The organism is Shewanella submarina (assembly GCF_042646185.1).
Taxonomy (GTDB): domain Bacteria; phylum Pseudomonadota; class Gammaproteobacteria; order Enterobacterales; family Shewanellaceae; genus Shewanella; species Shewanella corallii.
Genome location: NZ_JBHRTD010000017.1, coordinates 516946 through 534971 on the forward strand (window position 1 = coordinate 516946; position 18026 = coordinate 534971).

At 50.6% G+C, this 18026-nt stretch carries 13 protein-coding genes; 2 read left to right on the forward strand and 11 right to left on the reverse strand.

Translation table 11 applies throughout. From position 1 onward, the window contains the following. Positions 1–6: 6 nt before the first annotated feature. From ACFOE0_RS16220 to ACFOE0_RS16235, 4 genes are all read right to left on the reverse strand, one after another. Complete coding sequence (locus ACFOE0_RS16220; RefSeq protein WP_248936227.1) at positions 7–1623, reverse strand: FadD3 family acyl-CoA ligase; 1617 nt, start codon at positions 1621–1623, stop codon at positions 7–9. A gap of 31 nt (positions 1624–1654) precedes the next feature. Continuing rightward, the gene (locus tag ACFOE0_RS16225) at positions 1655–3400 is read right to left on the reverse strand and encodes an FAD-dependent oxidoreductase (protein ID WP_248936228.1); all 1746 of its coding nucleotides are present in this window, start codon (positions 3398–3400) and stop codon (positions 1655–1657) included. A 208-nt stretch (positions 3401–3608) separates the two neighbouring features. After that, on the reverse strand, positions 3609–5294 hold the full coding sequence (locus ACFOE0_RS16230; protein ID WP_248936229.1) for a class I adenylate-forming enzyme family protein: 1686 nt from the start codon (positions 5292–5294) through the stop codon (positions 3609–3611). Between the two features lie 15 nt (positions 5295–5309). Further along, positions 5310–6392 carry an MBL fold metallo-hydrolase gene (locus tag ACFOE0_RS16235; RefSeq protein WP_248936230.1) on the reverse strand — a complete coding sequence of 361 codons (1083 nt, stop codon included), beginning with the start codon at positions 6390–6392 and terminating at the stop codon, positions 5310–5312. Positions 6393–6637: 245 nt separating this feature from the next. Here ACFOE0_RS16235 and ACFOE0_RS16240 point away from each other — a divergent pair, with 245 nt between their 5' ends. Both ACFOE0_RS16240 and ACFOE0_RS16245 read left to right on the forward strand, forming a co-directional pair. After that, the gene (locus ACFOE0_RS16240) at positions 6638–8011 is read left to right on the forward strand and encodes a spinster family MFS transporter (RefSeq protein WP_248936231.1); all 1374 of its coding nucleotides are present in this window, start codon (positions 6638–6640) and stop codon (positions 8009–8011) included. A 31-nt stretch (positions 8012–8042) separates the two neighbouring features. After that, positions 8043–9137, forward strand: a complete 1095-nt coding sequence (locus tag ACFOE0_RS16245; protein WP_248936232.1) for a Rieske 2Fe-2S domain-containing protein — start codon at positions 8043–8045, stop codon at positions 9135–9137. Positions 9138–9208: 71 nt separating this feature from the next. Here the strand turns inward: ACFOE0_RS16245 and ACFOE0_RS16250 are convergent, their stop codons facing one another. The 7 genes from ACFOE0_RS16250 to ACFOE0_RS16280 form a co-directional block, all read right to left on the reverse strand. Beyond that, the gene (locus tag ACFOE0_RS16250) at positions 9209–12352 is read right to left on the reverse strand and encodes an ATP-binding protein (protein ID WP_248936233.1); all 3144 of its coding nucleotides are present in this window, start codon (positions 12350–12352) and stop codon (positions 9209–9211) included. 6 nt (positions 12353–12358) lie between these two features. Then, the gene (locus ACFOE0_RS16255) at positions 12359–13312 is read right to left on the reverse strand and encodes an ABC transporter substrate-binding protein (protein ID WP_248936234.1); all 954 of its coding nucleotides are present in this window, start codon (positions 13310–13312) and stop codon (positions 12359–12361) included. Between the two features lies 1 nt (position 13313). Then, positions 13314–14231: a diguanylate cyclase gene (locus tag ACFOE0_RS16260; RefSeq protein ID WP_248936235.1), complete on the reverse strand. Its 918-nt coding sequence runs from the start codon at positions 14229–14231 to the stop codon at positions 13314–13316. Positions 14232–14371: 140 nt separating this feature from the next. Then, positions 14372–14653: a YeaC family protein gene (locus tag ACFOE0_RS16265; RefSeq protein ID WP_248936236.1), complete on the reverse strand. Its 282-nt coding sequence runs from the start codon at positions 14651–14653 to the stop codon at positions 14372–14374. Beyond that, positions 14650–14967 (reverse strand): zinc ribbon domain-containing protein, encoded by a 318-nt coding sequence (locus tag ACFOE0_RS16270; protein ID WP_115136852.1) that lies wholly within the window; start codon positions 14965–14967, stop codon positions 14650–14652. Before ACFOE0_RS16270 ends, ACFOE0_RS16265 begins: the two co-directional genes overlap by 4 nt. A 9-nt stretch (positions 14968–14976) precedes the next feature. Continuing rightward, positions 14977–16104 carry a M14 family metallopeptidase gene (locus ACFOE0_RS16275; RefSeq protein WP_248936237.1) on the reverse strand — a complete coding sequence of 376 codons (1128 nt, stop codon included), beginning with the start codon at positions 16102–16104 and terminating at the stop codon, positions 14977–14979. Positions 16105–16234: 130 nt separating this feature from the next. Then, positions 16235–18016, reverse strand: a complete 1782-nt coding sequence (locus ACFOE0_RS16280; protein ID WP_248936238.1) for a DUF885 domain-containing protein — start codon at positions 18014–18016, stop codon at positions 16235–16237. Between the last annotated feature and the right edge of the window lie 10 nt (positions 18017–18026).

Sequence of the window (18026 nt, forward strand, 5' to 3'; positions counted from 1 at the left end):
ACTTCATCAGGCCGTCGCAGCACGGGAACTGAATTCATTTTCAAAGTCCCTTGCCAATTGGTTTTTGAGCACTTTATTGGAGGCATTTAGCGGCATGGCATCAATTACCCGCACGAAGCGTGGCACTTTATAGTTGGACATACGGGCACGGCACCATTGAATGATGTCGGCCTCGTCAGTGTATTCGCCAGGATTAAGCACCAGATAAGCACATCCGACTTCCCCCATTCTGGCGTCAGGCACCCCAATGACTGCGCATTGCGCAACACCTGGGTGTTCTGCCAACTGAGCTTCAATTTCTGCGGGATAGCAGTTAAATCCGCCGACGATAAACATATCCTTAAGCCGGCCGGTAATTTTCAGATTACCTGCGCTGTCGAGCTCACCCAGATCCCCTGTGTGCAGCCAGCCATCGCTGTCAATCGTTTCTGCGGTTGCTTTGGGGTTATCAAAATACCCCTGCATAACATTAAAGCCACGAATGCAGATCTCGCCGGTTTCACCGGCAGGCAAAATAGTCCCCTGCTTGTCCAGAATCGAGACCTCTGTACCGGGAATCGCTTTGCCACTGGTGCCCGCTATGATTTCTGCACTGTCTTGCGGATTGCAGATGGTCGCTAAACCGCCACATTCTGTTAAGCCGTACGCCGTGGTGACCACCTCAAAACCCAACTCCGCCCGCATACGCGAAATAAGTACCGGAGGTATGCTTGATGCACCTGTAGATGCCACCCTCAGACTGGATAGATCTGTATTACCCAGCTCAGGATCCGCCAGCAGAGAAAGGTAAAGAGTCGGTGGCCCGGGTAACACACTTACCCTATCCGATTCGATTCGCTTAAGTACCTTTTTGGCGTCAAATACCTGTTCAGGCAATATGGTACAGCCCGCAAGCAAGCAGGCGAGCCATCCAGCCTTGTAACCAAAGGCATGAAAGAATGGGTTGACCACCAGATACCTGTCACCTACTTTTAACCCGAGTATCGTCACGAATTCGCGGAAGGCCTGCAGACAAGCTGAGTGTCTGCTCATCACACCTTTGGGCTTACCTGTGGTGCCAGAGGTAAACATCAGATCTGACAGATCATCACCGGTTACCGATGCAGCTCTGTTGAGTGCCACCAACTCGGCGATATCTGCTCCATTGGCAATAAAGTTGTCCCAGCCGATAATCTGGTCGCAGGCGGGAGCTTGCCTGTCGCTCATCACCACTATGGATTGCAATGATTCCGGCCACACAGGGTTAATGGAAGCCGGATAATCTTTATCCAGAAAATCACCGACTGACAGCAGCAGCTTTGCACCACTTCGAGTCAGTACATCGGCAGCTTCTGCCGGTTTCATCCGGGTATTAAGAGGCACCAGCACAGCGCCAGCCATCTGTAAGCCAATGGCAGCTATCACCCAGCGGCTACAATTGGGCGCCCACACTGCTACCCTGTCTCCCTTCTCAATCCCCGAAGCGATCAAAGCCCTGCACACACTCAGGCATTCAGCGGGGAGCTGGGCATAGGAGACTGATTCGCTCCCGTCTTCAATAGCAGGTAAATCACCATAGCGCCGGGCTGCATCGAATACCAATGCCGGAATGGTTTGAATTGGGTTGGTGGATAAATCGCTCATGAATCACTTAGCTCCCTGCTGTTTACCCGGCTTACGCCACACTTTGGTGTTGCTCTGATGTGTCAGCTTCACTGGCTTGCGAAGCGATATGATTGGCGGCGATATAGCCAAAGGTCATAGCAGGCCCAAGTGTAGCACCAGCCCCCGGATAACTGGTGCCCATGACAGAGGCTGAGCAGTTACCTATGGCATAGAGCCCTTTGATGGGACTGCCACTCTCACCTATTACCCGGGCATACTCGTCAGTCAGCAGGCCCCCTTTTGAACCTATGTCACCGGCATCCATGCGCATGGCATAAAAAGGGCCTTTATTGATGGGGGCCAAGCAGGGGTTGGGTTTGATATTGAGATCGCCATAGTAACGGTCAAACACATTGCCCCCCCGGTCAAAATCTTCATCGACACCGGTTTGGGCGAAATGATTCATTTTGGCGACGGTATCTTTAAGCCCCGACGCGCTGATGTTAATCGACGAGGCCAGCTCATCCAGTGAGTCAGCTTTCCAGTACAAATTGTTGTGCCAATCTTTGGGTAACCGACTGTCCGGCATAATCTGTCCCGGCATCAAAGGCCCCATGGCATAGTTGAATCTGAAGCTGGCATCAAAGATCACCCAGGCGGGTATCGATTTACCGCCGGATGCCTGATGATTGCGGTACATGGCATCGCCAAACTCCAGATATGGCGCGGCTTCATTAAAGAAGCGCTGGCCATTGTCATCTACCACTATGGCGCCGGGAAAGGCACGCTCGGCAAACACGCCTCTGGCTTTGTCTTCGCGTGGTACACTGATGGTCGGAGCCCACCAGCACCAGTCCAGCAAATCTGTCGCAGCACCCAGTTTTTGCCCTGCAACCAGTGCAGCCCCGGTATTGGCATTCGGTGGCGTTGCACTCCACTCCTTGCGGCTGGGTTTAGCCAGATACTTATCTCTGAGCATTTGGTTTTGCTCAAAGCCACCGGACCCCATGATCACCCCTTTGCGGGCATAGATGGTTTGTTCGCCCTGTTGCGTGGTTACCCGAATGCCTGCGACTTTGTCATTCTCCATCACAAAGTCGGTAAAGTCGGTATTGAGCCACAGGGGAATATTTCTGTCTCTCATTGATTGACGCAATGCAGCCACCAAAGACCCTCCCAGGCCTGCACGTTTATCACGTCGGGTTTTCTTACGCTGTTTAAAATCGAATTTATATCTGAGCATGAGTTTGATAAGCATCCAGCGCCAACCGGACTCTCGAGCCATGGCTTTATGAGCATCTCTTGCAGTCCAGGCAATTTTGCCCATCAATAAGGTAGAAGGAGACGCCTTGCGCTGGTTTTCCACCTCGTCGCCCAACACACTGGTATCGAACAGCTCTGGGTCCAGAGTTCTTCCCCCCGGCAACGCCCCTTCGAGGTGCTGATAGTAGTCCGGATATTTTTCAGCAACTGCGTAACTTACCCGACTGTTCACTTCCAGATAACGGATCATCTCGGGCGCATTATCCAGATAGGCTTTCAACCTCTCCGACTCCACTCGTCCTCCGGTGGAATGTTGCAGGTACTGCATCGCAAGCTCATAGCTATCATTGCCACCTTTGTTGCGGAAGTAGTGATTATTGGGGATCCAGATGCCACCTCCGGATAAGGCTGAGGTACCGCCATACTTGTCCGTTTTTTCAACGACTAAAACCGATTGGCCTTTATCTGCGGCAAACACTGCAGCGGACATGGCGCCGGCTCCTGAGCCGACGATCACTACGTCATAGATTTGCTTGTTGTGACTTGCACTCATTAATGAACCCCGATTATTGGCTGACCCCTGCCTTGCAGGTTTGTTGGTTATGCCGATAATCGCCTGTCATATCCCGTCCCTCATCGTCGAAGCGGACTAGCTCAATAGAGCCTCAGATTATCCATCAAAAATTTTGATAACAAGACAACAAAAAAGAGCCCATGCAAAACACAGGCTCAAATATCAATGCATTTCAGCCATCAAATAGTCAGGCAGTAAAAGCCTGCTTTAATTGACTGCGGAGCAATTTACCCGCTGGGTTACGTGGTAAATTCTGCTCCAGAATATGAATTTTGGACGGGACTTTATAAGCCGCGAGAATGGCCGCGACATGCAGCCTGAGGTTCTGCTCACTCACAGATTCCCATGGAGATACCGACACAACGGCGACCACAGCTTCACCGGTTTCTTCATCGGGCACACCAAATACTGCTGCCTCCCGCACGGCCTGATGCCGAAGCAAACAAGATTCGACCTCTGCTGCGGCAATCTTCTCGCCAGCACGATTAATGACATCCTTCAGACGGTCTACGATATACACAAAACCATTATCATCCAGATAGCCGAGATCGCCTGTATGCAGCCAGCCGTCTCGCATGCAGTCGCGGGTGGCAGCATCATCCCCTACATAGCCGTCCATCAAGGTGACACCCCGCAGACAAATTTCGCCATTTTGGCCAGGAGGTAACGGTTCCCCAAGAGGGTCTGCCACCATCACCTCCATCAATGGGGAGATCATTCCTGAGCTTTTGGGGTGCATACGGAACAGATCGCCGGAGATAGCAGAGCCAACGCCATTAGTCTCTGTCATACCAAAGCCTATGCCCACCATCTGTTTGGGCAGCTTATCCATCACCAGCTCAACCAGAGTGTCCGGCAAACCGGCGCCGCCGAAGCCCAGACCCGAAAATCCTGCCAGGATCTCATCACTGAAGAACTCCTGCTCACGAAGCAGTTGCATCACCATGGAAGGCGCACCGTTAAACTGAGTGACCTCTTCAGCCTTCATGGTGTTGATGGCATCCTGCGTATTCCACTTATGCATAAACACCAGGCGGCGACCTGTTCTTAATGCGGTTAACAGTTGTGCATGCAAACCGCTGACATGAAACAGAGGAACAGCTGTCAGGATCACAGGTGCTTTCCCCTGAGCCATAATATTCTGGACTATCTCAGGAGAGGTCATCGCTGATATGGCAGAGATATAGTCGATATTAAACAGTGCCTGGCACACCGCCAATTGACTGGAAAGTACCGCCTTTGCCCGGCTGGTCGCCCCTGAAGTAAATAGAATAAGGGCAGGATCTGAGTCGTTAAGCCTAGGTATGGCGAGCGGGACATCGCTGACATGATCAGACACTAAATCCTGATAATGGAATACACCGCCTGATTGACGCATATGGTCATCCACCATCAGGGTGCGACACTCGATATCGCCCTCCAACCGGGTATATCTGTCCAGATCGCACACCAACAAGCGAGGCTCAATATCATTAAGGGCGGCCGTCAACTCCTCTTTCTTACCGAAGCTATTCAGTGGAGCAGGTACAGCGCCAATACGGGCTGCGGCACAAAATGCTGCCACCCATTCTGGACGGTTGCGACATGCTATCGCGATAGGATCCCCCGCCTGGACTCCCTGTGACAGCATCCAGCGCCCAAGAGCATCCATCTCCTGAAAAAAGCGCTTAAAGCTCCACCTGTCATCGCGATATACCAGAAAGCAGGCATCATCGTCCCGTCTGGCGGATTCGATAACCTCCGCAAGGCTCCGGGGGGCATTTTTGTATCTGGGCAGTTTAACGCCATCCTGCTCTGTCATGCTGAGTTCAAATGGGGAACCGGGCGCAGTAAGCTGGGCCTTAACCTCCATAGCTCTGGCAATTGCATCCATGACAATACTCCTGATTTATTGAGTCTTTTGGTCTTGTTGTCGTAGTTTTATATATTGTTCGCCGTCCTGTTGTCGGACGTTACTTTTCTCAAGCCTTGCGGCATCGTAAAGATAGTTCAGGTGTGCCTGGGTCTCTCCCAAAGCCAACATCTTCTCAACCGGCCCAAGCTTGCGGCTGCTTAGCTGCCGGTTAAACATCACCTGCATTGCCTGCCATAGGGTCAATCCCCGCAGGGCTGCAGACTCCAGCAAAGCTAAATGGGTATGATGATGCTCAATCAAGGCTCGGCTTCTGGGCTTTATTCCCCGGAACACAGGGCCATGAGCTGGCAGCACTATTGTATTGGCAGGAAAAGTCTCCAGTCTTTCCAATGACTTTAGCCAAAGCGCCAGAGGATTACCGTTAGGCTCAATTTCATTGACCAACACATTGGAACTGATTTCAGGTAACAGCTGATCGCCCGCAATCAGAAGCTGCTCCTGCTCACACCAGAGACAGACATGCTCAGGAGAATGCCCTTCCCCAATCACAACCTGCCAGTTTCTGGTACCAATAGCCAATTGGTCTCCCTCACGCAGTCGGTTGAAAGTGTTTGGGAAATGACCAATAAAGGGATCTTTTGCCACGGCTTTGATAATGCTTGCTATCTCTTGCTGAGGGACGCCGCCTCGTTGGTAGAAGCTGGTGAGTTGCCCAACCATGTCAGGATTTCTTTCCGCACCAATACTGCGCATAAACAAATACTCACCAAAGCTCATGTACAAAGGAATATCAAAGGTTTCTGTCATCCAGGGAGCCAGGCCTGCATGGTCATAATGAAAATGGGTGCAGATCAGGCCTTTCAGGGGTTTCCCCTTAAGCTCATTAGCTACCAATGTTTGCCAGAGGCGTTTTACCTGTTCCAGCGCCAGGCCCGTATCCACTGCATACCAGCCATCGTCATCCTCCAGCAGGTAGACATTGATATGGTTCAGTGCCATTGGCATGGGCATACGAGCCCATAAAACACCTGGAGCAACCTGCCGGACACTGCCATCGGGATCGGGTGCTGAATAGGGATATTCCAGCATTACCGCGCTGCCTTTTACCTGCTGCACCTTTCCCCCTTCGGGCTCTCCCGCCCAATGAATGCTTATTTCTCAATGTGTCCATAAGAATTCATTCACAGGTCTGCCAATACGTCCAAAAGGACGATGATGGTTTTTTTGTGGACGCTACCTTCAGATACAAGCGTGAAATCCCACAGGTTTATCACGGGTAAATTTTTGGACTTTGGCTCACTCCAACTGAAATGTGAGTTCAGGTTCAGCCGGACACGCCGGCTATAACAAAGGAGCGAACCATGCAGTCGTCCAACTCTTCAATTCCCAACTGGCGCAAACACACTACATTGGTGCTGCTTGCGTTGGTGTACGTATTCTCATTTATCGATCGCAACGTTATTGCCATTGTACTTGAACCTATCAAACAGGAGTTTGGTGCGTCAGATACTTTGATGGGCCTGCTGACAGGTTTGGCGTTTGCCATTTTATATGCTGGTCTGAGCTTGCCACTTGGACGTATGGCCGATAACGGTGCCAACAGACGTAATATGGTCGCCATTTGCTGCGGGCTGTGGAGCTTTGCCACCATGGCCTGTGGTATGGCTCAGCAGTTCTGGCAAATGATGTTGGCCCGTATGACAGTGGCAGTCGGCGAGGCCGGTGGTATGGCCCCCTCTGTTTCCATGGTGTCTGATCTCTATCCCCCACATCGCCGGTCGTTGGCGATGAGCGCTTTTATGCTGGGGCCCCACATAGGTTTGCTGGCCGCCATGGTATTGGGTGGGTGGATTGCTCAGGAATACGGTTGGCGCATGGTATTTATCTGGTTTGGCGCCCCGGGCATAGTACTGGCCGGGCTATTGCTGATCCTGGGTAAAGAGCCAGGTCATGGTGTATTCGATAAGCATAAAGGTGATAAAGACAGCCGCCCCTTCTTCACCCAGCTAAACGGCATAATTCGGGTTCAGGGATTTGGCTGGATCGCCATGGGCTGTGCGCTTGCAGGCATGGCCGGATACGGATATGGCATCTGGGCACCTACCTTTATGGTACGTAACTACGATATGTCCCTTGCACATGCCGGGATCAGCTTTGGTATCGCCGGCGGGATCTTTGCCGCAGTAGGTTCAATTTTTGCCGGTATTTACTGCGACAAGCTGGCGAACAAAGATGCCAGATGGCAGGTATGGATGCCTATGATAGGGATACTGATCAGCCTGCCTTTGGGCATCGCTTTTCTGCTTTGGCCCTCCGACGCCATCTGGGTGATAGGCGATCTGGTTGTTCCCCATGCGATTATTTTCGCAGCAGGTTTCAGCTTCTTTGCGTCCTGGTGGCCCAGCCTGTCCTATGCAGCTGTCAGCCACGTAATGACCAGCCGTCAACGGGCAACCGGCGCTGCCGCTCTTAATCTTTTTCTAACGCTGTTCGGTGCAGGCCTTGGCCCTATGCTGACCGGCACTCTCAGTGATCTCTTTGGTGAAACAGATGGGCTGAAATTTGCCCTTATCGTCACCCTGTCATTCCTGTTGCTGTCTGCATTTTGTTACTGGCGTGCGGGCGAACCCTATACAAAGAGAATGGCTGCCCTTGAACAAAATAACCCGGAATCCGAGCCTGCCCCCATTCAGGAAGCAGCGCCTGAAATGAATACACAGGGAGCCGCTGGATAAGCGCCCCGCCACTGCCAATAAGGAGAACTATATGGCGACTTCACAAGATTATCGTATGGGTGATTTTACCTTCCCAAGGGGATGGTTCATGATTGCAACATCGGAAGATATCAATACTCACAAACCATTGGCGATTCGCTTCTTCGGTCGCGACTTTGCCCTGTACCGTGGACGAGCCACAGGTCGCGTGGTGCTGCTTGACGCATACTGTCCCCACATGAAAACCCACCTTGCAGCAGAGAACGACACCTCCTATGTGATTATTGACGGTGGTGGCACCAATATTGACGGTGACGGCATACGTTGTCCTTATCACGCCTGGCGGTTTGGCCCTGACGGTCAATGTGACGATATCCCGTATCACGAAGGTCCAATCCCAAAAACTGCCTGTGTTAAGTCCTGGCCTGTGGTAGAAAGCCTGGGAGCCATCTGGGTATGGCATGACCCTGAAAATGGTGAGCCTGAGTGGGACCACCCATCGCTACCCCAGTGGGATGATGAAGCCTGGGTACAGTGGGAATTTGACCACCTGGGTATACTGGAGCAACACCCTCAGGAAGTTATCGACAACATTTGTGACTATGGCCACCTGAGCCCTATTCATGGGTCAACTGTTCAACGCTACGAAAATGAGTTCACTGGTCACTGCGCAGTTCAGCGCCAATGTGGCCCTCACCGAACTCTGGTTGGGGACGATGGTGTCAGCCCTATCCTGCACACAGATACCCGTTACCATGGTCCGGGCGTGCTTATCTCCCATTTGACCGGGTATTATGAGTCTATCCTGATGATCACCCACACTCCCGTTGAAGATGGCTCGGTTAAGGTATGGCACGCACTCCTGGTGAAATCCCCCAATGGCCACGCCAAAGCGACAGTGGAGGATACCATCGCCGCCCGTCAGTTCCAGCAAGCCAGCCGGTTGGCGTTCGAGCAGGATTTCCAGGTTTGGGTGAATAAGGCCCCCTGCCTGAATGGTCTGTTTATTCCAAGTGATGGCCCTTTCATGAAAGCCCGCATCTGGTATAAGCAGTTCTACAATCCAAGAGAGCGCAAAGCCGAATATCTGGACAAGTGCGAAGGAACCTATGTTCCAAGGGGCATTGAGCCATATACACAGGGCTAAGCTTGAGGACCGACGCCTCAATATAGATATAAAAAACGCCGCAATTGCGGCGTTTTTTATATTCAGTTGATTTACCCTGCTGTATTTCCTGACACCAGCTCGCTGTTATCCTGCAGCTTGATATTTAAGACCTGGTTCACCTGCTTCACCGTGGCTTCAAACAGTAACGAAAGCTCACGGTACGTGTTGGTAAAATCACTCACTTGATTTTCCTTGGCGATGCTCTCCAACTCTTTGGCCTTGCTGGCCAGGGGGCCCATTGAAAGATTGGCGGAGGCACCTTTGATGGTATGACTGATAGCCACTATGGCATCGGCATTTTGCGCCTCCACCTCAACTTCAAGCTGAATCACCAAGGAGGTCACCTCTTCCACAAACGCAATAAGTGTTTCGTTTAGCAACTCTCTGTCGCTCATAAAGGTTTTAAGGGCCGAATCCAGATTAAACATGCAAGGCTGAGCTGAAGTTTGCATTTCATCAGTGATTGCAGGGTTTGCTTTGGCTGCTGGTTCACTGACCCCAAGATATTTCCTGAGTGTGTTACCCAGTATGGGGATAGACAGTGGCTTGCTGATATAGTCATCCATGCCTGCCGCCAGGCACTTCTCTCTGTCTCCCTGCATAGCATTGGCAGTCAGTGCGATAACAGGTAGCTCGCGCTTACCTTCTCCAGCCTCTCCCTGTCTGATGGCTTGAGTCGCGTGATAGCCGTCCATCACTGGCATCTGACAGTCCATCAGTACCAGGTCAAAATCAGTAGATTCAAGCACTGCCAGAGCCTTTTCTCCATTGGCCGCAATCAACACCTGCTCCAGCCCCAGTTTCTTCAGCATCCCCTTGATCACTATCTGATTAACCTTGCTGTCTTCCACCAGCAGAATCTTATATTTGTTATCAAAGTTGACGATAGCCCCTTCGCTTTCAGGATCTCCGGCAAGTTTGCCTTTAAGACAGGCCCCAATCACATGGAATTGCGCGGGTCGGGTACTCAGATGAATCTTGTTGCCGAATCGTTCTGAAGCCTCCAGTACCTGCTTGTGGGACATAATGGCCATGACATTACACCCCAGATTGGCGACACCAACCAACTGCTCCAGCAGTGCATCAATATCAGGATGGTGCTGAGGAACGCTACAGATCAAAGAGGACGGCGGATTTTCGATATCATTGAATATACTCAGGTCCCGCACTTGAGTATCTGCCCCCCAGGAATTAAGCAATACCCGCACCTGATCATCATCAAACGCCTGTTCCCTGACCATCATGATCTCCTGGTCAGTAAGAGAGGGAGGCCAAAGCTCATCACCTTGTTGTAGTGCCTGTTCCACCTGAATGTGGAAAGCAAAAACACTGCCTTTTCCTGGCTGACTACTGACCCTGATGTCTCCTGACATCAACTGACAAAGACGTTTAGCGATGGAGAGCCCAAGTCCGGTTCCTCCAAAATGCCGGGTGGTCGAGGAGTCGGCCTGAACGAAGGGTTGAAACAACATGCCCTGATTTTCTTCGTCAATACCTATACCTGTATCTTCCACTTCTGCTCTCAGTCTTAACTCACCATCATATTCAGTGACACTAACCGACACCTTTACCCACCCCTGTTCGGTGAACTTAATGGCATTACCAATCAGGTTACTGAGAATCTGACGGATCCGGGTGGGATCACCCTTAACCCAGCGGCAATCCACAGCCTTGATGTCCAAAACAAGTTGAAGCCCCTTCTCATCGCTTCTCATTGCCAGTGGCTGAATAACGTCGTCAACCAGTTGCAGGAAGTCGAATTCGGTTTTTTCTATGATGAACTTGCCGGACTCAACTTTGGAAAAATCAAGAATGTCATTGAGTAACGTCAGAAGAGCATCGGCACTGGATGATGCAACCGAAACATACTGTCTTTGCTGGCGTGACAGCTCTGTCTGCTCCAGTAGTGACAGGATTCCCAACACCCCATTCATCGGAGTACGTATTTCATGGCTCATACAAGCCAGAAAGTCAGCCTTGGTTCTGGTGGCTTCCTGAGCTTTTTCTGTCGCCTCGGTCAGCGCCCAGTTTTTAAACTCCATCTCCTGGGCGTAGACCTCAATCTTATGTTCGTTGGCCTTAATGTGGGTCATATCCTCAACGCACATAAAGAAGCCATTAACATCCTGATGATCATCGAGATCCGGTACATAGGTAGATTGCAGAAACATCTGGCCTGTATCGGCATCTTCAAGCTGAGACTCAAAGACCTGAATTCGCCCTTTGAGGGCTCTTAAGATATGGGGACGGATAAGCGCTTCAAGCTCCCCTGGCATCACGCTGGCCAGCTCTTTACCCAGTACCTCAGCTTCTGACTTCCCGAGCCATTGAAGCAACCTGCGGTTAACGAAACGTAGCTTGAGGTCACGGTCTACATAAGCCAGCTGTACCGGAATCACATTGGTTACTTTATCGATATAGTGGCGGGACTGAAGCAGTTCTTTCTCACCGATTTGGCGCTGACGTATAGCGTTGTTATAGCTGTCGATCATCAGCCCAAACTCGTCGTTGGAACTAAAATCTATGGTCGCTCTGGGGTTCTTGCTGATTTGAGATCTTATACTGCGGATGGGCTTAAGTACCACTTCCCGCTGGATTAAGGGATTTACCAGTAGAATTAAGATGAAACCAATTGCCTGAATGATAATAAATTCAATAAGATCGGATTTAGCTTGCCACTCCATCAGCTCAGTGTTGTAGGCGATATACACCTGATAAGGCCTGAGTCTTTGTTCCTGGGGGGACACCCAAAACAGTTGATGAGCCTGATGCATTACCCCCTGATCCCGATCCATCAAAAACTCTTGATTCTGCTTTAATGGCTGTGCAAGAAGCTCGATCACCTTGTTATCAAACGCAAAGTCCCTGCTACGTCCAACAAATTGACCATCACTGTCTGCAATCACAGTATCACCGGAGAGAATACTCATACGCCTGATAGTGGACTTGGCAGACAAAGCCCCTACCACTCTTTGCAAATCAGCGACTTCCGCTTTAGCTTCTAAAGAGATATTCAGCGTGCTGAGTACATCGGCGATTTCGGCCCTGCCCTGATCTTCAATCCTGTTTGCCAGCACGTTGTAATAGGAAACCGTGACCATCAGGCAAACCATAATGCTCAGGGTGATATTAGCAACATTGAGTTTGACACCCAAAGAGCGTCTGAATCTGGCTTTGGCGTTACTGGTCTGCATCCCTGATTACTCTCGGCCCGGGCTCCATAAAATGTCAGATATATGCGTACAGTCAGTTTCCAGCGCATTGACCTCTACCAGAGTGGCACACACAGATTGCATTTTTTGATTAATTTCGCTGTCAGTGACGAACAGCTCTCCCTGCTCTTCACTGCTGATAATATGAATTCCATTGAGAGCGTCCGTAAACTCTCCGGGACTTATCCCTTCACGGGCCGCCATCAAGGCCGCCCCCGCCTCTGGGTCGTTGGCATAATCATCCAGCGCCATCTGCCACGCCAGCCATAACTTATTAACCAGGTCAGGATGGGTTGTCAGCACTGAGTCAGACACAGACACAGTATCGAGAATCTCCCAGGGGATGGTGTCGCTGCTGAATATCTGATGGGCCAGATTATCTCTTATATATTCGGTGGAATAAGGAGGGTAAGTGACCATGGCGTCAATATTGCCCAGGCTAAGCTGACTTTTCCCGTCCCCCTGCTCGACATTAACGACATTCACATCACTTAGTGTCATCCCTTCACTTTGCAGCGCCCTGGCCAGCACATACAGACCCAGGCTACCCACTTCGCAACCGACAGTTTTACCTTTAAGTGCTGATACTGAGCCAAATGCTCTGGTAGCCACAATCACATCGCCACCGTTGGAATAGTCTGCCGCCAAAACCACTTTGACTGGCTGGCCTCCCAACGCCTCAACCTGTATCGCTTCAATTAAGGTACTGGCAAATCCATCAACCCTGCCCGCCAGATAAGCCCGTTGCGAGTCTGACAGGGTGGAGACCTGAACCAACTCTAAATTAAGCCCTACAGCCTGAAAAAAACCTCTTTGTTCAGCGAGGTACAGAAATTCGTATCCCGGCCAGGGATTAATGGCTATACGAATGGTTTTTTGCGGCGCTGGCGAACAGGAGACAAGCAATAGAACAACTGCGAATAACACCATAATCCTTGGCATCTTAATTTCCCTTATAGGTCACTTCCTGGAGTGCAGCAGGCTTGGTTCGCCAACCCACCACCTGATTACGGCCCTGCTCTTTGGCCTGATAAACGCATTCATCGGCTCGCTTAAGCAATGGATTCAACTCCATCACCTCGGCACACGCATCGACTACACCAAAGCTGCCAGTCACCATCAGTCCCTTCGGCATTAATTGCTCCATCTGCTGCCTTAGCTTTTCAACCTTAACCATAGCGGCATCCAACGGACACTCCATCAGGATCACGAACTCTTCGCCCCCCAGGCGGGCAACCACATCTTCGCGCCGGGTGTTATTCTCAAGCAGTTCAGCAACCGCCACCAACACCAGATCCCCCATCTCATGGCCATAGGTGTCGTTAATGGACTTAAACTTATCTATGTCCATCAGAACTACGCTCAAAGGGGTTTTATGACGCCGAAAGTGGGCCAGGCGGACTTCAGCGTTCTCAGTAAGAAAGTAGCGGTTAAACAGACCCGTCAGCTGGTCGTGAAGGGCCATAAATCGCAATTTATCCCTTTGCTGTTTAAGCTGCATATGGACAGATACACGGGCTCTGACAATCACCGGGCGTATCGGTTTGGTAATGTAATCTATTGCCCCCAACAGCAATCCCTGCTCTTCATCTTCCTCACTGTCGTTACCAGTGACAAAAATTACCGGAATCGATTCAGTTTCCGGTGAGGCCTTCAGCTCTTTACACACAGCATGGCCGTCCATATCAGGCATACGAACATCCAGCAGAATCAAATCCGGCTGTGGATGAGTTCTGGCAAGTTCCAGGCAATCACGTCCATTGTGCGCTTTGATGACTTCACATAATCCCTGAAGACATTTTGCCATCACCATCAGATTACTTTTGATGTCATCGACGATGAGGACGCGAAACGCTTCCATCAGGACAGGTGTCCTTATTGCGGCTAACTGTTATGCATAAGTGTAGTCAAAGAACAAAGATGCGCCCCAAAACAACAGGGAATACAAAAATAAAAAAGGAGCCAAAGGCTCCTTTTAAACAACCGTACCGGCAGTACTGATTACAGATCTTCTTGCTTAAATTCCGCGATGGTTTCGCCTTTAAACTGTTTTTTCAGCTGTGCCTTGGAAAGTTGATTCAACTCACCACCTGACGCAATGGTAAAGTGCTCATGCTGATCCAGGCGACGGGCCTGATACAGCATCACCACCTGCAGCGTGGATTCTTTTTGCTCGGCTGTCAGGGGGGAACCATCTTCCCATTTCCCCAACTCAACTGCTGAAACCAATCGCTCATACACCTCCTGGGGCATATCATCGATCACCTTATTTATATCTGTCATATGCTCTTCCGTTTATGCAGGACGATACGAACCCGGCAAATCAAGTAGCCGATAAAACCAAATACGAAACAAACGCCCGCGGCGATTGCCCTGGGCCCTTCTGCGGTTTCGCCCCCCCAGAACCAAAGTACCATACCGGCAATAAACAGTGTCATTGCAATAAAACTCTGGTTCATCAGTGTCTGCGAACGTTTGATGTGGTTGATACGCTGCAGCGATTCAAGGTTTCCTTCGAGTTTGGCACTGCAATGCTTACACTCCCTGGCAAGGCTGGAAATCCTTTTACTGCAAACCGGACATTCTATCAGTGCCATAAAGCTTCCTTATCTTAACTTGTCTACCACAGCCAACATGGCGATCAATGAGGCCTCGCCCAGGTAAGCGCTGCGTTCAGGAGACCAACCTGCATAAGGGTCTGGCAGGTTATCGTTATCTTTGAACGGCATTTCCAGCGTATTGGACAGACACTGGAAGGTCTCAGCCACCCAGTTGGAGGCGATAGTCAGGTTAGCTTTACCCGGCTCATCCTTGTCATAACCAAACTCGCTCTGGAAGTCTGCACTGGCCAGAGTCAACGCATCAACAAACTTCTGCTGCAGATTTTCCAGACGTTCATCCCAGCAAGGTACACCTTCGCAACCGGCCAGGAAGACATAAGGTAGCCCCTCGTCACCGTGGACATCATAAAACAGATCAACACCTGTCTCTTTCATCTTATCGGTAACGTAAAGTACTTCCGGGCTTTTCTCTTTCGATGGTGCCAACCATTCGCGGTTCAGGTTAATCCCAGCGGCATTGGTTCGCAGATGACCGCGGGCGCTGCCGTCCGGGTTCATGTTTGGCACAATATAGAAGTTGGCTTTATCCAACAGTGATTTGGACGTCGGGTTTTCACTGTCGAGCAGCTTGTACAGCAGGCCTTCCATTAACCACTCTGCCATGGTTTCACCTGGATGCTGGCGGGCTGTGATCCAGATATTCTTCTTGGCTTCGTCACCATCACCGATTTTCACCAGAGTCATATCCCGGCCATCCAGAGTCAGACCCAGATGTTCCAGAGACACTTCCGGATGCACCTGCACCGCACTGAGCAGGTCAAGATGACGTTCATAGCTGTAAGGCGCAAAATAGGCGATTTGAATAGCTTCACAATCCAGGTCAAGTTCGATGCTGAGTACGCCATTCTCATAAATGGTTGGCAGACGGAACCAGGTTTGACGATCATAGCTGGCAACCGCCTGATAACCTTCCCAGCCTTTCGGGTAGGAAGATTGACCGGCATTCATGATGTTCAGTCGGTACTGATTACCCACCTGCCCCTCAAAGCGGAAGTTAAACCACTGATAAAACTCCCCACCTTCATCCTCACGGATCGCCAGTTGAATATCATCTTTGTTGTCCAGGCTCAGTACCTGAATGTTGCCGCCATCGAAATTGGCCGTGATACGCATATTCACATCCTTTGCGTTTTCAGTATTTAGTGAGCGTAAGCATAAACCAAAATGCTCAAGCCTTAAAACCATCGGCAGGATTAAATGTTATTGACCATTTAATCCTGCGTATCGGTTAAATATCAGTCGGTTACTTTGACAACATCAAGTCTCTGACGTATTTGACCGGCGAGCTGCCAAAGCTGAGAAACTCCTCATGGAACGCCCTTAAATCGAAGTCCTCTCCTTTCAATCCCTTATACTCCTCACGGAAATCGTAAATCTCACGATAACCTGAGTAGTAACTGGTCAACTGAACCTGACTTAAGGTCGCTCTGCGCCACTTGCCTTCCGCTTCAGCCTGTTGCTGGAACGCTTCCTGAGTCAACAGGGTGATAGCTTCTTCCTCTTCCATCCCCAGAACCTGAATGGAGTAATCCAGTATGGTGTTGCAGATAACTCTCAGATTCCACTTGTAATACATCAGCCACAGCTCAGGCTCAAAGTCACCATAACCCTCTTCCAGCATCATGCGCTCGGTATACACAGCCCAGCCTTCAATCATGGCACCATTGCCGAACAGGCTCTTCACCATGCTTGGTGACTCATTTGAGTACACCAACTGGGTGTAATGCCCTGGGATCGCTTCATGAATATTCAGGATCTGAAGAATCCAGTGGTTATATTCCCGCAGATAACTCTCGGCCTGTCCATCATTCATCGCATCCAAGGGGGTAACATTGTAGTAAGTATTGCCCCCCTTGTCGTAAGGGCCAGGCGCACTGATTGACGCGCCGGCAAAGCCCCGCATATATTCCGGAGTCTCACGCACAACCAAAGGTTTGTTGGGATCCAGCGTGATTAGCTGCTTATCAATGACAAAGTCGTTTAATTCGGGGATTTGTTTGCGCACTTCGCTGACAAAGTCCTCTCGCTTCACATGACGCACCGACAGGTGATCAATCAATTCGCGGATGGCAACTTTGTCATCGGACGGCATTGGCTTGCTGAAGTATTTTGGCCAGAGATCTTTGGTAATTCTGGCCATCTCACCCTGAACCCGGGTTTTGTCCGCCATCGCTTTCTCATACAGTGCCCTGGCGCTCATGCCGGCCTGAATGTCCATCGCAAACTTCTCTTCATACAGGGCTTCGCCGATGCGAAAGTCTCTGGCGCCGTCTTTCTCCAGTGTGGCAGCAAGATCTTCAAGCCAGACAATATGTTCATTGATCGCCTGAATCGCCAAAGCAAAGCGTTCATTAAACAGGGCTTTTTCCGCTGTCGTCAGACCCGAACCGGCCACCTTTTGCTTAAGCGCGTCCGACAGGACAGAAAATGCGCCTTTATTCTGCATGATCGCCAACTGGGTATGCTGCAGTGTTGGGTCGCTGATATTGCTCCGCGCGGCCTGATAATAAGCAGGGACATGCTCGAGGCGGGAAATGACTGAGCGCAGGCGCTCTTCCAGCGGCGCAAAGTCCTCATTGATTATCTGAGCAAAACCACCGGCAACGTTATAGTTGGAAGGCATCCACTGCCAAGATTTGAAGCTGGTGATTTGCCATTCCATCTTATTCAGCAGATTTTCAATCAACCTGTAGTCAGTGACTTCATTTGGTGTCAGTACATTGAGGTCAAACACCTTAAGCAGATTGCGCTGGGTATTCACAAATGCCAGGGTTTGCTGACGGCTTGCTTCATCAGGGATCTCAAGAATGCCATCATATTTGTGATAGCCGGAATACAAAGCCCAGGTCGGCGCAATTTGCCACAGGGCATCAATAAACGCCTGGCTATAGGCTGCAAATGCCTGTTGCTCCGCCTCTGCGGACACAGCTGGGGATTGGCTCTGTTGCTCGGTAGTTTGGCAGGCGGTTAATGACGCACTGCCAAGCGCCAGCATAATCGCCAGAGATAAGGGTTTGTTCAACATAGGATTTCCT

Coding starts and splice junctions, on each gene's coding strand:
- ACFOE0_RS16220 (WP_248936227.1), bottom strand. CDS start 1,623: ATGAGCGATTTATCCACCAACCCAATTCAAACCATTCCGGCATTGGTA.
- ACFOE0_RS16225 (WP_248936228.1), bottom strand. CDS start 3,400: ATGAGTGCAAGTCACAACAAGCAAATCTATGACGTAGTGATCGTCGGC.
- ACFOE0_RS16230 (WP_248936229.1), bottom strand. CDS start 5,294: ATGGATGCAATTGCCAGAGCTATGGAGGTTAAGGCCCAGCTTACTGCG.
- ACFOE0_RS16240 (WP_248936231.1), top strand. CDS start 6,638: ATGCAGTCGTCCAACTCTTCAATTCCCAACTGGCGCAAACACACTACA.
- ACFOE0_RS16245 (WP_248936232.1), top strand. CDS start 8,043: ATGGCGACTTCACAAGATTATCGTATGGGTGATTTTACCTTCCCAAGG.
- ACFOE0_RS16250 (WP_248936233.1), bottom strand. CDS start 12,352: ATGCAGACCAGTAACGCCAAAGCCAGATTCAGACGCTCTTTGGGTGTC.
- ACFOE0_RS16255 (WP_248936234.1), bottom strand. CDS start 13,312: ATGCCAAGGATTATGGTGTTATTCGCAGTTGTTCTATTGCTTGTCTCC.
- ACFOE0_RS16260 (WP_248936235.1), bottom strand. CDS start 14,231: ATGGAAGCGTTTCGCGTCCTCATCGTCGATGACATCAAAAGTAATCTG.
- ACFOE0_RS16265 (WP_248936236.1), bottom strand. CDS start 14,653: ATGACAGATATAAATAAGGTGATCGATGATATGCCCCAGGAGGTGTAT.
- ACFOE0_RS16270 (WP_115136852.1), bottom strand. CDS start 14,967: ATGGCACTGATAGAATGTCCGGTTTGCAGTAAAAGGATTTCCAGCCTT.
- ACFOE0_RS16275 (WP_248936237.1), bottom strand. CDS start 16,104: ATGCGTATCACGGCCAATTTCGATGGCGGCAACATTCAGGTACTGAGC.
- ACFOE0_RS16280 (WP_248936238.1), bottom strand. CDS start 18,016: ATGTTGAACAAACCCTTATCTCTGGCGATTATGCTGGCGCTTGGCAGT.